At 55.3% G+C, this 16616-nt stretch carries 16 protein-coding genes; all 16 read left to right on the forward strand.

Going from position 1 to position 16616, the window contains the following annotated elements; genetic code table 11:
- Positions 1 to 100: 100 nt before the first annotated feature.
- The 16 genes from ABO_RS06000 to ABO_RS06075 all read left to right on the forward strand — a co-directional run bounded on the left by ABO_RS06000 (position 101) and on the right by ABO_RS06075 (position 16572).
- Positions 101 to 2011: a RecQ family ATP-dependent DNA helicase gene (locus ABO_RS06000; RefSeq protein WP_011588444.1), complete on the forward strand. Its 1911-nt coding sequence runs from the start codon at positions 101 to 103 to the stop codon at positions 2009 to 2011.
- A gap of 332 nt (positions 2012 to 2343) precedes the next feature.
- Positions 2344 to 3981 (forward strand): CTP synthase, encoded by a 1638-nt coding sequence (locus ABO_RS06005; protein ID WP_011588445.1) that lies wholly within the window; start codon positions 2344 to 2346, stop codon positions 3979 to 3981.
- Between the two features lie 3 nt (positions 3982 to 3984).
- Complete coding sequence (gene kdsA, locus ABO_RS06010; RefSeq protein WP_011588446.1) at positions 3985 to 4833, forward strand: 3-deoxy-8-phosphooctulonate synthase; 849 nt, start codon at positions 3985 to 3987, stop codon at positions 4831 to 4833.
- Between the two features lie 23 nt (positions 4834 to 4856).
- Positions 4857 to 6149 (forward strand): phosphopyruvate hydratase, encoded by a 1293-nt coding sequence (gene eno, locus ABO_RS06015; RefSeq protein ID WP_011588447.1) that lies wholly within the window; start codon positions 4857 to 4859, stop codon positions 6147 to 6149.
- A gap of 3 nt (positions 6150 to 6152) precedes the next feature.
- On the forward strand, positions 6153 to 6521 hold the full coding sequence (locus ABO_RS06020) for an FtsB family cell division protein (protein WP_050731505.1): 369 nt from the start codon (positions 6153 to 6155) through the stop codon (positions 6519 to 6521).
- Entirely contained in the window at positions 6518 to 7240 is a 723-nt protein-coding gene (gene ispD / locus ABO_RS06025; protein ID WP_101234982.1) for a 2-C-methyl-D-erythritol 4-phosphate cytidylyltransferase, read from the forward strand. The genes ABO_RS06020 and ispD overlap by 4 nt, the downstream gene beginning before the upstream one ends.
- Positions 7234 to 7716, forward strand: coding sequence for a 2-C-methyl-D-erythritol 2,4-cyclodiphosphate synthase (ispF, locus tag ABO_RS06030; RefSeq protein WP_011588450.1), 483 nt, complete (start codon positions 7234 to 7236; stop codon positions 7714 to 7716). The genes ispD and ispF overlap by 7 nt, the downstream gene beginning before the upstream one ends.
- Positions 7717 to 7724: 8 nt before the next feature.
- On the forward strand, positions 7725 to 8768 hold the full coding sequence (truD, locus tag ABO_RS06035) for a tRNA pseudouridine(13) synthase TruD (protein WP_041705329.1): 1044 nt from the start codon (positions 7725 to 7727) through the stop codon (positions 8766 to 8768).
- A gap of 25 nt (positions 8769 to 8793) precedes the next feature.
- Complete coding sequence (locus ABO_RS06040) at positions 8794 to 9456, forward strand: protein-L-isoaspartate(D-aspartate) O-methyltransferase (RefSeq protein ID WP_011588452.1); 663 nt, start codon at positions 8794 to 8796, stop codon at positions 9454 to 9456.
- A 113-nt stretch (positions 9457 to 9569) separates the two neighbouring features.
- Positions 9570 to 10481, forward strand: a complete 912-nt coding sequence (locus ABO_RS06045; protein ID WP_011588453.1) for a DUF368 domain-containing protein — start codon at positions 9570 to 9572, stop codon at positions 10479 to 10481.
- Positions 10482 to 10589: 108 nt separating this feature from the next.
- Positions 10590 to 11351, forward strand: coding sequence for a peptidoglycan DD-metalloendopeptidase family protein (locus ABO_RS06050; protein WP_011588454.1), 762 nt, complete (start codon positions 10590 to 10592; stop codon positions 11349 to 11351).
- A gap of 29 nt (positions 11352 to 11380) precedes the next feature.
- Positions 11381 to 12295, forward strand: coding sequence for a cation diffusion facilitator family transporter (locus tag ABO_RS06055; protein WP_011588455.1), 915 nt, complete (start codon positions 11381 to 11383; stop codon positions 12293 to 12295).
- A gap of 133 nt (positions 12296 to 12428) precedes the next feature.
- On the forward strand, positions 12429 to 13070 hold the full coding sequence (locus ABO_RS06060; RefSeq protein ID WP_011588456.1) for a hypothetical protein: 642 nt from the start codon (positions 12429 to 12431) through the stop codon (positions 13068 to 13070).
- Positions 13067 to 14632 (forward strand): FAD-dependent oxidoreductase, encoded by a 1566-nt coding sequence (locus tag ABO_RS06065; protein ID WP_011588457.1) that lies wholly within the window; start codon positions 13067 to 13069, stop codon positions 14630 to 14632. Before ABO_RS06060 ends, ABO_RS06065 begins: the two co-directional genes overlap by 4 nt.
- A 284-nt stretch (positions 14633 to 14916) precedes the next feature.
- On the forward strand, positions 14917 to 16074 hold the full coding sequence (locus ABO_RS06070) for an iron-containing alcohol dehydrogenase (protein ID WP_041704926.1): 1158 nt from the start codon (positions 14917 to 14919) through the stop codon (positions 16072 to 16074).
- Positions 16075 to 16128: 54 nt separating this feature from the next.
- Complete coding sequence (locus tag ABO_RS06075; protein ID WP_011588459.1) at positions 16129 to 16572, forward strand: acyl-CoA thioesterase; 444 nt, start codon at positions 16129 to 16131, stop codon at positions 16570 to 16572.
- Positions 16573 to 16616 lie beyond the last annotated feature (44 nt).

Raw genomic sequence — 16616 nt, forward strand, 5'->3', positions numbered from 1 at the left:
ACAGGTAGCCTCGTTTCCTGCTGGCGGTTCAGACAAACTTATTCGCTATTCGGCTCAGGGTTCTATTGCAAAAAACGCCTCTCAGCATAAAGGAAGCACCATGCTGACCCTTCAGCAACACTTGCAGCAGACATTCAAGCTTCAGGGTTTTCGCCCCGGCCAGGAGAGGGTCATTAATGCCTTGCTGGCCGGGCGATCCGCGCTAGCAGTCTTTCCCACCGGTGGTGGTAAGAGCCTGTGCTACCAATTACCTGCGTTGATGCTGGACGGAGTCACGTTGGTGGTGTCTCCACTGATTGCATTGATGAAAGACCAGGTCGACCAACTGCACCGCTTAGGTATTGCGGCGGCGCGGTTGGATTCCAGCGTGGATGCCGAGCAGCTGCAGTCCATCTATCGAGGCTTGGAAGACGGCAGTATAAAGTTGCTTTACGTGGCACCGGAACGCCTGGCCAATGAGCGCTTTCTAGCCCGGCTGAAACGGCTATCGATCAGCATGATGGCCGTGGATGAAGCCCATTGTGTGTCTGAATGGGGGCATAACTTTCGCCCGGATTATTTGAAGTTGGCGCAGTTGGCGAAAGAGCTGGAGGTTGGGCGGGTGCTGGCGTTAACGGCTACCGCTACGCCTCAAGTGGCGCAGCAGATCTGTGACAGCTTTGCCATTGCCCCTGCCGACCATGTGCAAACCGGGTTTTTCCGTCCCAATTTGGCGTTGAGTGTCCGCCCCTACAATGTGGAAGAGCGAGGTCGGGCACTGCTGGAAGCGTTACAGGCTCGTCCCTCGGAGCCGGCGATTGTCTATGTCACTCTGCAGAAAACGGCAACGCAGGTGGCGGCTTTGCTGAGCGAGCAGGGGTTGAATGCACAGGCTTACCATGCGGGATTGAAAGGTGAGGAGCGGCATCGCGTTCAGGAAGCTTTCATGTCGGGGCAGGTAAATATCGTGGTGGCCACCATCGCTTTCGGGATGGGTATTGACAAGGCGGATATTCGGGGTATCTATCACTACAACCTGCCCAAGTCCCTGGAAAACTATATGCAGGAAATTGGCCGGGCAGGGCGAGACGGCGAGCCTTCACAATGTGTGCTGCTGGCCAGTTCGGACGACCTGACCGTGCTGGAAAATTTCAGTTACGGCGATACCCCAGACAGTGAAGCGCTAGCCGGGCTCATTGGCTGGCTGGTGAATCAACCGGCGCAGTTCGACCTTGCGGTGCATGAATTGTCTGGGCAGTTTGATGTCCGCCCTCTGGTTATTAATACCCTGCTGACCTATCTGGAGCTGGACGGGATTATTCGTTCGACAGCGCCGTTCTATACGGAGTACAAGCTGGCATTTCAGATATCTCAAGCTGAGGTGTTGGCTCAGTTCGACCATGAGCGAGCGGATTTTTTGCGGCAGGTCTTTGCTGCGGGTAAAGAGGGGCGCATCTGGCTCACTCTGAAACCGATTGCCGTGGCGGACCAATTGCAGGTCGATCGGGTGCGAATTCTCAAGGCGATTGGCTATCTTGAGCAGCAGGGCATGGTTGAGGTGCGTGTGGCTGGGGTGCGCCAGGGCTACCGGATGGTCAATCGTCCAGCTGATCCGCAGGCGTTGACGGCACAGATCGCAGAGCAGTTTCGTGTTCGTGAGCAGCGCGACATCCAGCGGCTGCAGCAAGTATGTAATTGGGCGCAAAGTAGCGATTGTTACCAGCGGGGCTTAGTGGGTTATTTCGGTGAGCAGTTGCCTCAACCCTGCGGCCAGTGCAGTGCCTGTAAAGGCGAACACCAGCGGTTTCCTGAGCGTCATCGGACTGCTCCTGATTCGGCAGTAATCCTGGCGGTTATAGCGCAAAGGCACGGGGCTTTGGCGACCCCTCGTCAACTGGCCCGTTTTCTCTGTGGCATTAGTAGCCCCCGCGCCAGTCGGGCTCGACTGGCGCGGCACCCGTCGTTCGGATCACAGATGGAGGTGCCCTTCGCCGAGGTATTGGCCACGTGTCGGGCGATGCTAGAGCCGTAATGGGGGGCAGGGGGCAGCCTTTGACTTTACCGTGGGAGCGGTGCAGTGATCGTTGCTGTAACGCAATGCCGGCGTCAGGCGGGTGCCATTCACTATTTCCGCTCCCAAGAGCGATTCCGATTGAGCACAGGGGCGGCTTCTGTTAACATTTCCTCCCGTCCTGATGTAGCGCAAGCTCCTGAATTTTCAGGTGTTCAATCGTCTCTTGCGTCGCCGGCCAACCCGATTCATGAAAACTCCTTGCCCGTCTGTAACGTGCAGGGTGTTTTTTTTATGGGGGTCGGTACACTTTGACGATGGTGCTATTAACCCACTAGCGATCTGGTGAGTGCATGTCTCGTTTCATCTTTGTCACCGGCGGTGTGGTGTCGTCTCTGGGGAAGGGGATTACCTCTGCGTCCCTGGCCACCCTGTTGGAAGCCCGCGGTCTCAACGTGACCCTGATTAAAATGGATCCTTATATTAATGTGGATCCCGGTACCATGAGCCCTTACCAGCATGGTGAGGTATTTGTGACTGAAGATGGCGCCGAAACCGATCTGGATTTGGGTCATTACGAGCGTTTTATTCGCACTCGCTTGAACCGCCGCAACAGCTTTACGACTGGTCGTGTGTATCAGCACGTGCTGGATAAAGAGCGTCGAGGTGAATACCTCGGTGCCACCGTGCAAGTCATTCCCCATATCACCGATGAGATCAAACTTAAGATTCGCGAAGGCGCCGGTGATGCGGATGTGGCTATCGTAGAAATTGGTGGTACCGCGGGCGATATTGAATCTCTGCCTTTCCTGGAAGCAGCCCGTCAGATGCGTGTTGAATTGGGCTCTAGCCAGTCCTTACTGGTGCATCTGACCTTGGTGCCTTATATCGCCACCGCCGGCGAGATCAAGACTAAGCCGACCCAGCACTCCGTGAAAGAGCTACGCTCCATCGGCCTGCAACCGGATATTCTGGTGTGCCGTGCGGATGACCCGATTCCGCAGAGTGCCCGTGAAAAAATTGCCTTGTTTACCAATGTGGAAGCGCGGGCGGTGATTTCCTCACCGGACTGCAAGACCATTTATCAGGTGCCGCGGGGTATGCACGAGCAGGGCCTGGATGCCATCGTGGTAGAAAAATTCGGCCTGGACCTGCCGGAACCGGATCTCGGTGAATGGGACCGTGTGGTGGAAGCTCAGTTGAACCCGGAGCACGAAGTCACTGTCGGCATGGTCGGCAAGTACATTGAACTGGTTGATGCTTACAAATCGCTCAATGAAGCGTTGATCCATGCAGGTATCAGCAACCGTGCCAAGGTCAATATCCTTTATCTGGATGCAGAAGATATCGAGCGCGACGGCACCGGTGTGCTGGAAAGTCTCGACGCGATTCTGGTGCCCGGCGGTTTCGGCGACCGGGGTACGGAAGGCAAGATTGCCGCGATCCGTTATGCTCGTGAGAATAAGGTGCCCTATCTGGGTATTTGTCTTGGTATGCAATTGGCGGTGATTGAATATGCTCGCCATGTGGCGGGGATTGAAAAAGCGCATTCATCTGAGCTTAACCCAAACACCCCGGACCCGGTGGTGGGCCTGATTACCGAATGGATCACCGAAGACGGGCAGAAGGAACTGCGTTCGGCGGATTCTGACCTGGGTGGTACCATGCGTTTGGGTGGTCAGGAGTGTGTACTTGAAGCTGATAGCCGTGCTGCTGAGTGTTATGGCAGCACGCATATCGTAGAGCGTCATCGCCACCGTTATGAGGTGAATAACAACTACTTGCCGCAGTTGGAAGCGGCAGGTTTGAAAATTGTTGGCCGTTCCGCGGATGGTGAGCTTGTGGAAGTGATTGAAGTGGGCGACCACCCGTGGTTTGTGGCTTGTCAGTTCCACCCTGAGTTCACTTCCACCCCTCGTGACGGTCACGGTTTGTTCAAAGGTTATGTGGCCGCCGCCCTGGCGGAACAAAAGGCCCACAAGGAGACGTGACCCGTGAGTAGCCAGAAGACCATTCATCTAAATGGGCTGGAATTCGCCAATGACAAGCCCATGGCCTTGTTTGGTGGCATGAATGTGTTGGAATCCCGGGACCTGGCCATGCAGGTGGCCGAGGCGTATGCCGAGGCGACCAGCAAGCTGAACATGCCTTGGGTATTCAAGGCCAGTTTCGACAAGGCCAACCGGTCTTCGCTTAGCTCCTACCGGGGGCCGGGGATGGAAGAAGGGCTGAAAATCTTCGAGGAAGTAAAGAAGACGTTTAACTGCCCGTTGATCACCGACGTGCACGAGCCTGGCCAAGCAGGGCCGGTGGCAGAAGTGGTCGATATTATTCAGTTGCCGGCCTTCTTGGCACGGCAGACGGATCTGGTGGTGGCTATGGCAAAGACCGGCGCCATCATCAATATCAAGAAACCCCAGTTCCTAGCACCTCACGAAATGTCGCATATCTTGCACAAGTGTGAGGATGCCGGAAACGATCAGCTGATTCTTTGCGAGCGTGGGTCTAGCTTTGGGTACAACAACCTAGTGGTGGACATGCTCGGCTTTGGCATCATGAAGCAGTTTAACTATCCGGTCTTTTTCGATGTGACTCATGCCTTGCAGAAGCCGGGAGGTAGGGCCGACAGTGCTGATGGTCGCCGCGCCCAAGTCGCTGAATTGGGCCGCGCTGGCATCAGTCAGGGCATCGCCGGACTGTTCCTTGAAGCCCACCCGGACCCGGATAACGCGAAATGCGATGGCCCCTGCGCCCTGCGACTGGATCGCCTAGAGCCATTCCTCGCACAGATGCAAGCCCTGGATAATACCGTAAAGGCACTGCCTGCCTTCGAAAATAACTGATTTGAGTTTGGAGATTTACCGACATGTCCAAGATCGTTGACATCAAGGCCCGCGAAATTCTGGATTCCCGTGGCAACCCGACCATCGAAGCTGATGTGATTCTCGAGTCCGGCGCTAGTGGCAGTGCCTGTGCACCCAGCGGTGCCTCTACCGGTTCGCGCGAAGCGCTGGAACTGCGTGACGGTGACAAGTCCCGCTATCTGGGCAAGGGCGTCACCAAGGCAGTAGGCAATGTGAACTCTGCTATTCGTGAGCTGCTGGTGGGCATGGAGGTGTCCGATCAAAAGGCGCTGGACCAGGCCATGCTGGATGCCGATGGTACCGAGAACAAGGGTAACCTGGGCGCCAATGCCATCCTGGCGGTGTCTTTGGCTGCGGCTAAGGCCGCGGCAGTGGATCAGGGCAAGCCTCTCTACGAGTACATCTCTGACCTGCAAGACGATGACAACGAATACTCCCTGCCAGTACCCATGATGAACATCATCAATGGTGGTGAGCATGCCGATAACAATGTGGACATTCAGGAATTCATGATCCAGCCGGTGGGCGCGCCCACTGTGGCCGAAGCGATCCGATACGGTGCAGAAATCTTTCACGCCCTGAAAGGGGTGCTTAAGAAGCGTGGCCTAAATACCGCGGTAGGCGATGAAGGCGGTTTTGCGCCTAATTTGCCGAGTAACGAAGCGGCGCTGGAAGCGATTATGGAAGCCATCGAAATCGCGGGCTATAAGGCCGGTGATGACGTGACTCTGGCGCTTGACTGTGCAGCCAGCGAATTCTACAAGGATGGCAAGTATGTGTTGGCCGGCGAAGACCGCAGCATGAATTCTGAAGAGTTTGCCGATTATCTGGCTGAGCTGTGCGATCGCTATCCGATCATTTCCATTGAAGATGGCATGGACGAGTCTGACTGGGATGGCTGGAAAATTCTCACTGAAAAGCTGGGCAAAAAAGTTCAGTTGGTCGGTGATGATTTGTTCGTGACCAACACCCGTATTCTGCAGCGTGGCATTGACGAGAAAGTGGCGAACTCCATTCTTATCAAATTCAACCAGATCGGTTCTCTTACCGAAACCTTGGATGCCATCAAGATGGCCAAGGATGCCGGCTACACTGCGGTCATTTCTCATCGCAGTGGTGAAACTGCGGACACCACCATTGCGGACTTGGCTGTGGCTACGGCTGCAGGGCAGATCAAGACAGGCTCCTTGTGCCGTTCTGATCGAGTGGCCAAGTACAACCGTTTGATTCGCATTGAACAAGAGCTGGGGCGTGCTGCGTACCATGGCCGTAAAGAGTTCAAGCTGCTCGGCTAAGTGATGCCAGCGTCCAAGGGCAAATCCAGCGCCAGCAATCACCAAGGCAATGCCACAGGGCTGACACGACAACTGTCTCCTGGTAGGCAAATTGTGTTGGCGTTGCTGGCGCTGTTGTTTTTGGGGCTACAAGCACGCCTCTGGTTTGGTGAGGGCAGCTTGCGGCATGTGGCCATGTTGAAAAAAGATGTGGCTGTGCTCAAGCAAAGCAATGCCAAGTTGGCAGAGCGGAATCAACTCATGGCCGCTGACGTGAACGATCTGAAGCGGGGTACGGAAGCGGTGGAAGAAATTGCGCGCAAAGATCTGGGGATGGTTCGCACGGGCGAAACCTTTTTCCTGATCCTAGAACAACCTCGGGGCGCTGAGTGAATCCTGCTATCGCCGGGCCTTTATACGCCGTTGTTCCCGCCGCAGGGGTGGGTAGCAGAATGGGAGCCGGCATTCCCAAGCAGTACCTTTCCCTGACAGGCCAAACCTTGGCAGAACATACTCTCAATCGGTTGTTGTCTTTTGCACCGATACACAAAGTGGTGGTGGCCGTGTCGGGTGATGATCCCTGGTGGCCGACGCTCTCCGTATCCCGTCATCCTCGTATCCAGACCGTTAATGGTGGCGACACCCGCGCCGCCTCGGTGCGTAATGGCGTCGCTGCGGTGATAGAGGAAGGCGGAGAGGATGCCTGGGTGTTGGTGCACGATATGGCTCGCCCGCTGGTTCGCCTCTCCGACATTCAGTTGTTGCTGGATCAAGCTGGGGATCGAGGCGCGATACTTGCCTTGCCGGTGGTCGATACCATCAAGCAGGCGGATGCGAGTCAGTACATCAAAAGCACCCTGGATCGTGAGTGTATTTGGCGGGCGCTAACGCCCCAGCTGTTTCCGGCGCGCGGGTTACTGGGGGCGCTTCAAGGTGACCTTGACGGGATTACTGATGAAGCCTCTGCCATGGAGAAAAATGGCTGGCAGCCGGCACTGGTGGCTGGCCATAGTGACAATATCAAGGTCACTGTGCCGGACGATTTGCCACTGGCTCGCTTTTATCTTAGCCGGCAACGGGGAGATGACAATGATGAAGGAGGACAGTGGTGAGCGTGCGTATCGGTCAGGGTTTTGATGTTCATGCCTTTGATGAAGGTGACCATGTGATGTTAGGTGGTGTCGCCATCCCCCACAGCCATGGGTTGAAAGCCCATTCTGATGGTGATGTGGCTTTGCATGCACTCTCTGACGCCTTACTTGGTGCGCTAGCGTTGGGCGATATCGGGCACCACTTCCCGGATACTGACCCGCAATGGCGAGGGGCCGATTCAGGCCAGCTGTTAACGGCTATTTATTCTTCCATTCTTGATGCCGGGTGGCGATTGGGCAACGCGGACCTAACGGTAATTTGTCAGGCGCCAAAACTGGCACCACACATTCTCGCCATGCGCGAACGGATTGCGGCGCTGTTGCAATGCGAACAAGGACAGGTTTCTGTGAAAGCGACCACCACGGAAAAACTGGGCTTCACCGGCCGCAAGGAAGGTATCGCGGTGCAGGCCGTAGTACTGCTGGAGAGTCAGTGAATTACCCTATGGAAACAACCGAAACCGGTTTGCCCAGAGCCCACGGTGGGCCGGTTTGCCAGGGCATATTGAAAGCTCGGCCAGAGGACTTTCAGGTTGCGGAGCATATGCACGTGACCCCGGAAGGCCAGGGCGAACATCTTTGGCTGGAAATCGAAAAAACCGGCTGGAATACCGAAGACGTGGCCATGTTGCTGGCTAAACAGGCACGGGTCCATCGCCTTTCGGTGGGCTATAGCGGGCTAAAAGACAAACATGCTGTGACCCGGCAATGGTTTAGCCTGCACCTGCCGGGCAAAGACGACCCGGACTTTCATTGGCCCGATGGGCTTACCGTTCTGCAATCCGGCCGTCATCGCCGCAAGCTCAATCGTGGCACTCACCGTGCCAACGATTTCTGCCTTCGCGTCACCCGCTTCGTGGGTGATCGGGATGCATTGGAGCAGCAGCTACAGATGATTATCGCGCAAGGGGTGCCGAACTACTTCGGTGAGCAACGTTTTGGCCGAGGATCAGGGAACCTGGTGCGCGGCACAGAATGGTTGCTGGGCGGTGAGGCGCCGCGTAAGAAGGCCTTGCGGGGTATGTGGCTGTCCGCGGTGCGCAGCAATCTGTTTAATCTGATCCTCGCCGAAAGGGTGCGCCAGGGTTGTTGGAATACCGTGCTGGGCGGCGACATTTTGCAGCCGCAAGGCAGCCGGGGCTTGTTCCTGGCCGATGACGACCCGGCCGCGATGGAGCGTGTGGCCAATGGCGAGGTGCACCCTACGGCCCCTTTGCCGGGCGTGCCGGGCATGGCATCATCTGGCCCCTGTAATCAGCTTGAACAGCAAATACTGGCGCCTCATGCTCCTGTCATAGAGGGGCTGCGGCAGATCAAGGTAGAAGAAGCCCGCCGCGCCACCCGGTTGCCGGTACGGGACTTGCAGTGGGTCTGGCATACGGATCCAGAACGGGAAGGGGAAGACTGCTTGGAGCTGGCGTTTACGCTGCCCACAGGCGCTTTTGCCACGACAGTAATGGCAGAGCTTGTCAGTTCACCGGCTGACTGACTCGCATTGAGGCAAACGAACACAGATGGATATCCAACTCAGCGGCATCGGTATGACCTCTGCACGGACCCGGGATAGGTTAGTGCAGCGGCTGCGTGATGCCGGTATCCAGGACGAGCGCGTACTGGACGCTATTCGTAATACACCTCGACATTTGTTTATCGAAGAAGCGCTGGCTCACCAGGCCTATGACGATACCGCCTTGCCTATCGGCCATGGTCAGACCATCTCCCAGCCCTGGGTAGTGGCACGGATGACCGAGCTGCTGATTGCCAAGGGCAAGCCCCGCAAGGTGCTAGAAATTGGCACTGGCTGTGGTTACCAAACAGCGGTGCTGGCGCCTTTTTGCGACGAGCTTTATTCGGTGGAACGTATTCGCCCGTTACAGGATCTGGCACGCAAACGTCTGCTACAGCTGGGGCTGGCCAAGGTCCAGCTCAAACATGCTGACGGTGGCTTCGGTTGGACAGCGGAGGCGCCATTCGATGCTATTCTTGCGGCCTGTGCCCGCGTGGATATTCCTGAGGGTTTATTATCGCAGTTGGCAGATGGTGGCCGCCTGGTGATGCCTGTCGGCGGCGATCGTCAGCAGGTTCTCACTGTGGTTGATCGTGACGGTGACCAGTTCCGTAGCCAAACGCTGGATTCGGTACGGTTTGTGCCTTTTCAGCGCGGGGTGTTGAGGTAAGGTGGCCAAAAGCTACAAGGCGCGTTGAAGCTCGTTGTTTGCTTCTTCAGCGGTCGAGAAAATTCATTCCCACCCCGCATTGATGTGTGCAGCGTGATGCATGAGGCGTAAAGATGATTCGACCCGGTATTTTTTTTCGTGGCATGGCCATGGGAACGGCTGATGTGGTGCCCGGTGTTTCCGGTGGTACTCTGGCGTTGATTACCGGTATCTATGAAGAGCTGATCAATACTCTGGGGGGGATCACTCCCCGGTTGCTGGTCGTGTGGCGCCAGCAAGGTTTCGTTGCTGTCTGGCAGCAGGCTAATCTGACTTTTCTTTTTACCTTGCTGGCCGGTATTTTTACCAGTATCGCGGTGTTGGCACGGCTGATTACCTGGCTTTTGGAAACCCATCCAGTACCGATTTGGGCGTTTTTTAGCGGTTTGATCCTGGCCAGTATCCCGCTGGTTTTAAAACCCTTGCAGCAGCGCGGGGCAATACAGATTGGTGCCTTTTTTCTGGGCACAGTGGTAGCGGTGGCGATTGGTTTAGCGCCGGCATTGTCCGCGGCAGGTAGCGGAGCATTGGTTTTTTTCTTCAGCGGCATGCTGGCTATTTGCGCCATGATTCTGCCCGGCATTTCGGGCAGTTTTATTCTTCTTTTACTGGGCATGTATCAACCTGTGCTTGAAGCTGTGAAGCAGGCGCAGTTTTCATTACTGCTGGCATTTATGGCGGGTTGTGCGGTTGGCCTGTTGAGCTTTGTACATGTGCTCAAGTGGACGCTACAGCGTTTCCATGACACCGTCATGGCGCTATTAGCAGGCTTTATGGCCGGTTCGTTGTTGAAGCTGTGGCCGTGGCGAATCAGTGGCGAGCAGGGTATTTCCGATCAATGGCTGTGGCCAGCACAGTATGCCCAGGTTACGGGCCAGGGGGCGCAATTACCCCTATCGTTGATAATGTTGGTTGTGGCTGCAGTAGTGGTCTGGTTACTTTATCGGGCTGCTCCGGTACATAATGTTGCACAAGCTAAGGACTGAATGCTGACTCAGTATGGGTTACGGTGCAGTAGGCACTTCAAATTCAGTTTCCTGGTAACGGGGAGGGTTAATGGCAGTAACAATTCACACAGGCACTGATAGGTACTGATGCGTTCTCTGGCAGCGTTTGTGGTGTGGGTTCTGTTCAGTGGTTGTAGCGCGGGCAATTTTGCACCGGTGGTCGATATTTATGGCCAGGAGCCGAAGCCGCGTAAAGTGACCTCTGGTACCCACCATGTGCGTGAAGGGGAGACCCTATACTCCATTGCTTGGCGTTATGGGTGGGACTTTCGTGCCCTAGCCCGCGCCAATAATATTCCTGCTCCTTACACCATTTATCCCGGCCAGCGCATTTCCATGGCTCTCAAGGCACCCGATTCCGGCGTAGCCAGTAAGCCGAACACATCGTCGTCAAAGCCCGCTAGCAAGCCCTCCGTGTCAAAGCCTACCTCCAAACCCACGCCGAAGCCTGCTCCAAGCTCGAAAACACCGGTGGGGCTAGTAGAGTGGCGTTGGCCGGCCAGCGGCCAGGTGGTGGAATCATTTTCCTCTGCTAGCCAGGGCCGTAAGGGCATTGCTATTTCCGGGCGCCTTAATAGCCCTGTGGTGGCGGCAGCATCGGGCCGAGTGGTTTACCGGGGCAGTGGGCTTACCGGTTATGGTAACTTGCTGATTATCAAACACAGCGAACGCTGGTTAAGTGCCTATGCCCATAATGATAAAATGATGGTGAAAGAAGGGGATGCGGTGAAAGCTGGGCAGCAGGTTGCCACTATGGGTGCCAGTGGCACCTTTCGCACCCAACTACATTTTGAAATACGTAAAGATGGTAAGCCTGTGGATCCCATGGGGTATTTGCCTAAGCGTTAATTTTTTGTACCTACTAACGGAACACTTGCATGCCCCGCGATAACGCCCGTGAACACCGTTTATTGATATTGGCTGGTTTGGCCTCCGTGTTCACCGCGCTGATCCTGATTGCGGCCAAGGCGATTGCCTGGTTGATGACTGGCTCGGTAAGTTTGCTGGCCTCGCTGGTAGATTCTGTGATGGATTCGCTCGCGTCATTGATTAACTTTTTTGCTATCCGCTATTCGCTGGTGCCAGCGGATGAGGAGCACCGGTTTGGGCATGGTAAAGCAGAAGCGTTGGCGGGCTTGGGCCAGGCGATTTTTATTGCTGCTTCTTCTGTGTTTTTGATCTATCAGTCTATATTGAAACTGATGGAGCCAAAGCCTATTGAAGAAAACGCGGTGGGGGTGGCTGTGATGGTGTTTTCCATCGCCATGACCTTCGGGCTTTTGCTGATTCAGAAATACGTGGTTCGGCAAACCGGTTCTACCGCGATTGAGGCAGATTCTCTGCACTATCTGTCTGACCTAGCTGTGAACGTGGGTATTATTCTGGTATTGGTTGTCAGTCAATTTGGCTATCTGTGGCTCGATGGGGTCGTCGGGTTGGTCATCGCCGTATTCATTTTATTTAGCGCCTGGCACATTGCCTCTGAATCGGTTCAGCTGTTGCTTGATCGAGAGATCCCTGGCGATGTGAGAGAGGTGATTAGCGCGATTGTGGCGGATCATCCTCAGGCGCTGGGCTTTCATGATTTGCGTACCCGGCAGTCCGGGCGCACTCAGTTTATTCAGCTGCATGTGGATATGGACCAGAATCTGACATTGCTGAAGTCCCATGATTTGGCCTCACGGATAGAAACGCGTATTCAGGACGCCTTTCCCATGGCCGATGTGATCATCCACCAGGATCCGGTGGCCGTTGGCTCTAAAGTAACGTTGGACGATCGCCCTCCGGCCTGATGCCTTCCTCTCTACCCCTTGTCTCGCTTGGTTTGTGCTGTGCGGTCAAACCGGGCTGTGCAGGTAAACATATTGTATTCATAAGGGCTTTTCAGTAGCGTCAACACTGACTTTTTTGTGTTGAGGACAGGCCATGAAAAAAATCCATTCCGCCCCCATTGTGGCGGCGACCTGGCAACGGGGCATGGCCCGCCGGCGCTTTTTGAAATGGGGTTTGCTGGGGTCTGCTGGTGTTGCGGCTGTCGCCGCTGGCGGCTTTGCCTTTCTACGGCGCTCGCCGTTGGATAAACAGCCTGTACCCGCATGGGTAACGGGGCTTTCGGCCGCAGAATATCATTTGTTCGATCGCGCTAGGCAGGTGTTATTGCCGGTGGAAGGCACCCGCCTGACGCCCAGCGATCAGGTGCCGGTTGTGCGCAACGTGCAAGCCCTGCTCGATAATTTGGACCCGGAAATCCGCAAGGAAATGGCGACAGGTTTGGGCCTGTTCGATAATGCGTCTGTGCTGAGCCATGGGCGCCGTTTTGTGGATTTGTCGGACGCGGATGCCTGCGCCTATTTCGATAGCTGGGGGCACGCCAGTGTCATTCAACGCACCCTCGTTACAGTGATCAAGCAGCTAACGTACACGGCCTATTGGCAGGAGTCGGCCACTTGGGCACCGACGGATTTCGATGGGCCGGTTAGCGACAAGTGGGGCCTGGCTTACCTTGGCAATGCGCCGCTGCCTGCAAACGATGTACTGCAGATTAATCAGCCGGAGGGGCGGGCATGAGTGAAACAATAACAGCAACAACAGCCAGCTCGGCGAAGTGGCAGGCAACAGGCCTTGCCGTACACCAAGCCAGTGATGTAACAGACAAAAACATCGAGATTCAGGCGGATGTTGTGATTGTGGGGTCTGGAGCCGGGGGAGCGGTTAGTGCTTATGAGTTGGCACGGCGGGGCTTTAAGGTGGTGGTGTTGGAAGCGGGGGCTTATGTGCCCTCCAAGGACTTTACGGAACGTTTCAGTGAGAGTCTGGGTACTCTTTATCAGGATCACGGAGCACAGACCAATAGCAGTGGTGATTTATTGGTGCTGCAGGGGGCCTGCGTGGGTGGCTCCACAGTAGTTAATGGTTGCGTTTGTTTCCGTACCCCGGATTTCATTTTGCAGGACTGGCAGCGAGATTTTGGCCTTAGCGATCTGACCACCGCAGAACTCACTCCCTATTTTGAGGAAGTAGAAAAGAATCTGTCGGTGGACGACAACGGCGAACATGAGATTCCGAATCACAGCCGTCTAATTCGCGCTGGCGCTAACCGTCTTGGTTGGTCGGTGAAACCGTTAAAACGCAATATTCGTCAATGCGGGCTTACCGGGCACTGCTTGTCTGGTTGTAAAACGGAACGCAAACAATCCATGTTAGTGACCTATCTGCCTTGGGCAGCAGCCCATGGTGCGCAGATTTATGCGGATACTCGAGTGGATAAAATTCTTACTGAGAATGGTAAAGCCAGTGGAGTAAACGCGACGGTCACCCATCGTGATGGCACTGTGGCCGCGCGCATGACGGTAACGGCGCCGCGGGTGGTTGTGGCGGCTGGCGCGGTACAAACCCCGTTGTTGATGCTAAAAAGTGCTCTGGGCAACCGTTCTGGCCAAGTGGGTAAAAACTTTGCTTGTCACCCGTCATTGTATGTTCCGGCCCGCTATCCGGAGCCGGTGTATCCGTGGCGCGGTGCCCTGCTTGGTGTCTATGTGGACGAATTCATGCCTCTGGATAAGGGTGGTTTCATACTTGAAGACGGAGGTTCTGGCCTGGTGGAACTCACCATGGGGGCGGAGCCGGGCACTGGCAAACCGTTTATGGCGTATATGGAAAAGGCTAAATATCTGGGTGGCTTGGTTACTCTGATCCACGACCATAATGTAGGAACGGTAGAATGGGATGGGGAACGTAAAAAAATCGATTATCAGTTGAGTGACATGGATTTTCCTTCCATGCAGCGAGCCTTGAAAGCGGCAGCACGCCTACATTTAGCGTCCGGTGCGGAAGAGGTTTATGTGCCTGCTAGTGACCATCGAGTAATCCGTAGCGAAGCGGATATCGATACCATGGTCGACAGTCTGGAAAATCAGCCACAGCATTTGCGCATGGTCAGCTACCACCCTCAGGGTACCTGCAGGATGGGGGTGGACCCGGATAACAGTGTGGTAGGCAGTGATGGGCAGAGCCATGATGTGCCTGGCTTATACGTGGCAGATGCGAGCGTTTTGCCCACCTCTATTATCGTTAATCCGCAAATTACAGTGTATGCACTCGCCACCCGCATTGCCCGCCAAATGAGCTAAACGGGGAGGGTAGGATTACTCTCATACCCATTAAGTCACCGTTTTTGACTATGCTGATTACGCCCCCGGTTATGCCGGGGGTTTGGGTGTGTATAACGCTTCTTTATACACTCAAAACATAATCATGCTTGGCAAATATCCGTCCACCAATAACCACAAGCAATCATAGCAACCAGGCTAGCCAAAGACTGGCTCACGCTGAACAGTAATATCCGTGCGCCTTGGGCCATTGCCACCTGTGCTAGCATGAAATTCACATTCCAATATGTTGATGGAGAAACACCATGGTGGGGTTTGAATTTGCCACCACGCACCGCGTGCTGGTGGAAGTGGGTGCAGCCAAGCGGCTCCCTGAACTGTGTCAGCAGCTTGGCGGCAGTCGGGTCATGTTGGTTACGGATCCAGGTATTCGCAGCACGCCGTTACTGAAGCCAGTGGAAGATAGCTTCCGTACTGCAAACATGACCCTGGTGATTTTCGATCAGGTCAGTGCCGACCCGGCTGATTCGGTGGTGCTTAATGCCGCGGAGCAGGCTCGCGATGCCGGTGCTGATTTAGTCATTGGTTTTGGTGGTGGCTCGTCTATGGATGTGGCCAAACTGGTGGCATTGCTCTCGCACCCCAAGAGCAGCCAGCAATTATCCGATATTTACGGCGTTGGCTTGGCTACCGGCCCACGGTTGCCGCTGCTGCAGGTGCCGACGACGGCGGGGACCGGGTCAGAAGTCACGCCGGTGGCGATTGTGACCACCGGGGCGACCACTAAGGCGGGCGTTGTCGCGCCGTCGCTCTTACCGGATCTTGCGGTACTGGATGCCGAGCTAACGCTGGGCTTGCCGCCTCAGGTAACGGCCGCTACCGGGGTGGATGCCATGGTGCATGCTATCGAGGCTTATACCAGCGCCCATAAGAAGAACCCTTATTCCGACATGTTGGCCCGTGAAGCGCTGCGGCTGCTGGGAGGGAACCTGGCCACTGCCGTAAAAGAGGGCAGTAACCTGGCGGCCCGTGAAGCTTGCCTGTTGGGCGCCATGATGGCAGGGCAGGCGTTTGCCAATGCCCCTGTGGCGGCGGTGCACGCACTGGCATACCCGTTGGGTGGTCACTTCCATATTCCCCATGGTTTGAGCAACTCCCTGGTGTTACCGGAGGTGTTGCGCTTTAACCTTCCCAAGGCTGCACCGCTGTATGCGCAGCTGGCGTCGATTCTCAGTGATCGCCCCTTTGCCGACCATGAAGATGGCGCCGGGGTGCTGATTGCGGCATTGGAGTCGCTGATCAATGAAGTGGGTTTGCCAACAAAACTGCGTGAGGTCGGTGTTAGTGAAGACAGTTTGGACGTTCTGGCTTCAGATGCCATGTTGCAGCAGCGGTTGCTGGTCAATAACCCGCGGGAAGTGACTGAGGCAGATGCGTTGAATATTTATAAAGCAGTGTATTGATAAAAGAGGCGCAGCGCAGTCCTTAACACGCGCTGCTTTTGCAAGGATAAACCCATGAGTGATAAACCCAAACGCCCGCTGCGCGAGGAGTATGGCTACCTTTGTCCGGTGGATAGTCGCTGGAGCGATAACGATATCTACGGTCACATTAACAACGTGGTGTATTACAGCTATTTTGACTCCACCATTAATCGTTACTTAATCAACGAAGGTGGCTTGGATATCGATGAAGGCGAGCATATTGCCTATGTGGTCAGCTCTGGCTGTGACTATCTGGAAGCGGCAGCGTATCCCGAATCGCTGGTGGTGGGAATGAAGGTGGACAAGCTGGGAAACAGTTCTGTGCGTTATGGCCTGGCATTGTTCGGCGGCGAAGGTGCGGCCAAGGCCACCGGTTTTGTGGTGCATGTATTTGTGAATCGTGCAACGGGACGGCCTGTGGCAATCCCTGATGCCCTGCGCGAAGCGTTAGCAAGGTTGGCTATGATCGAGGTATAAAGCAGTCATACCGACAGTAAAAAAGTAGCGAGCCCATAGCCATA

Origin of the sequence: Alcanivorax borkumensis SK2, from assembly GCF_000009365.1 — a bacterium.
Lineage (GTDB): Bacteria > Pseudomonadota > Gammaproteobacteria > Pseudomonadales > Alcanivoracaceae > Alcanivorax > Alcanivorax borkumensis.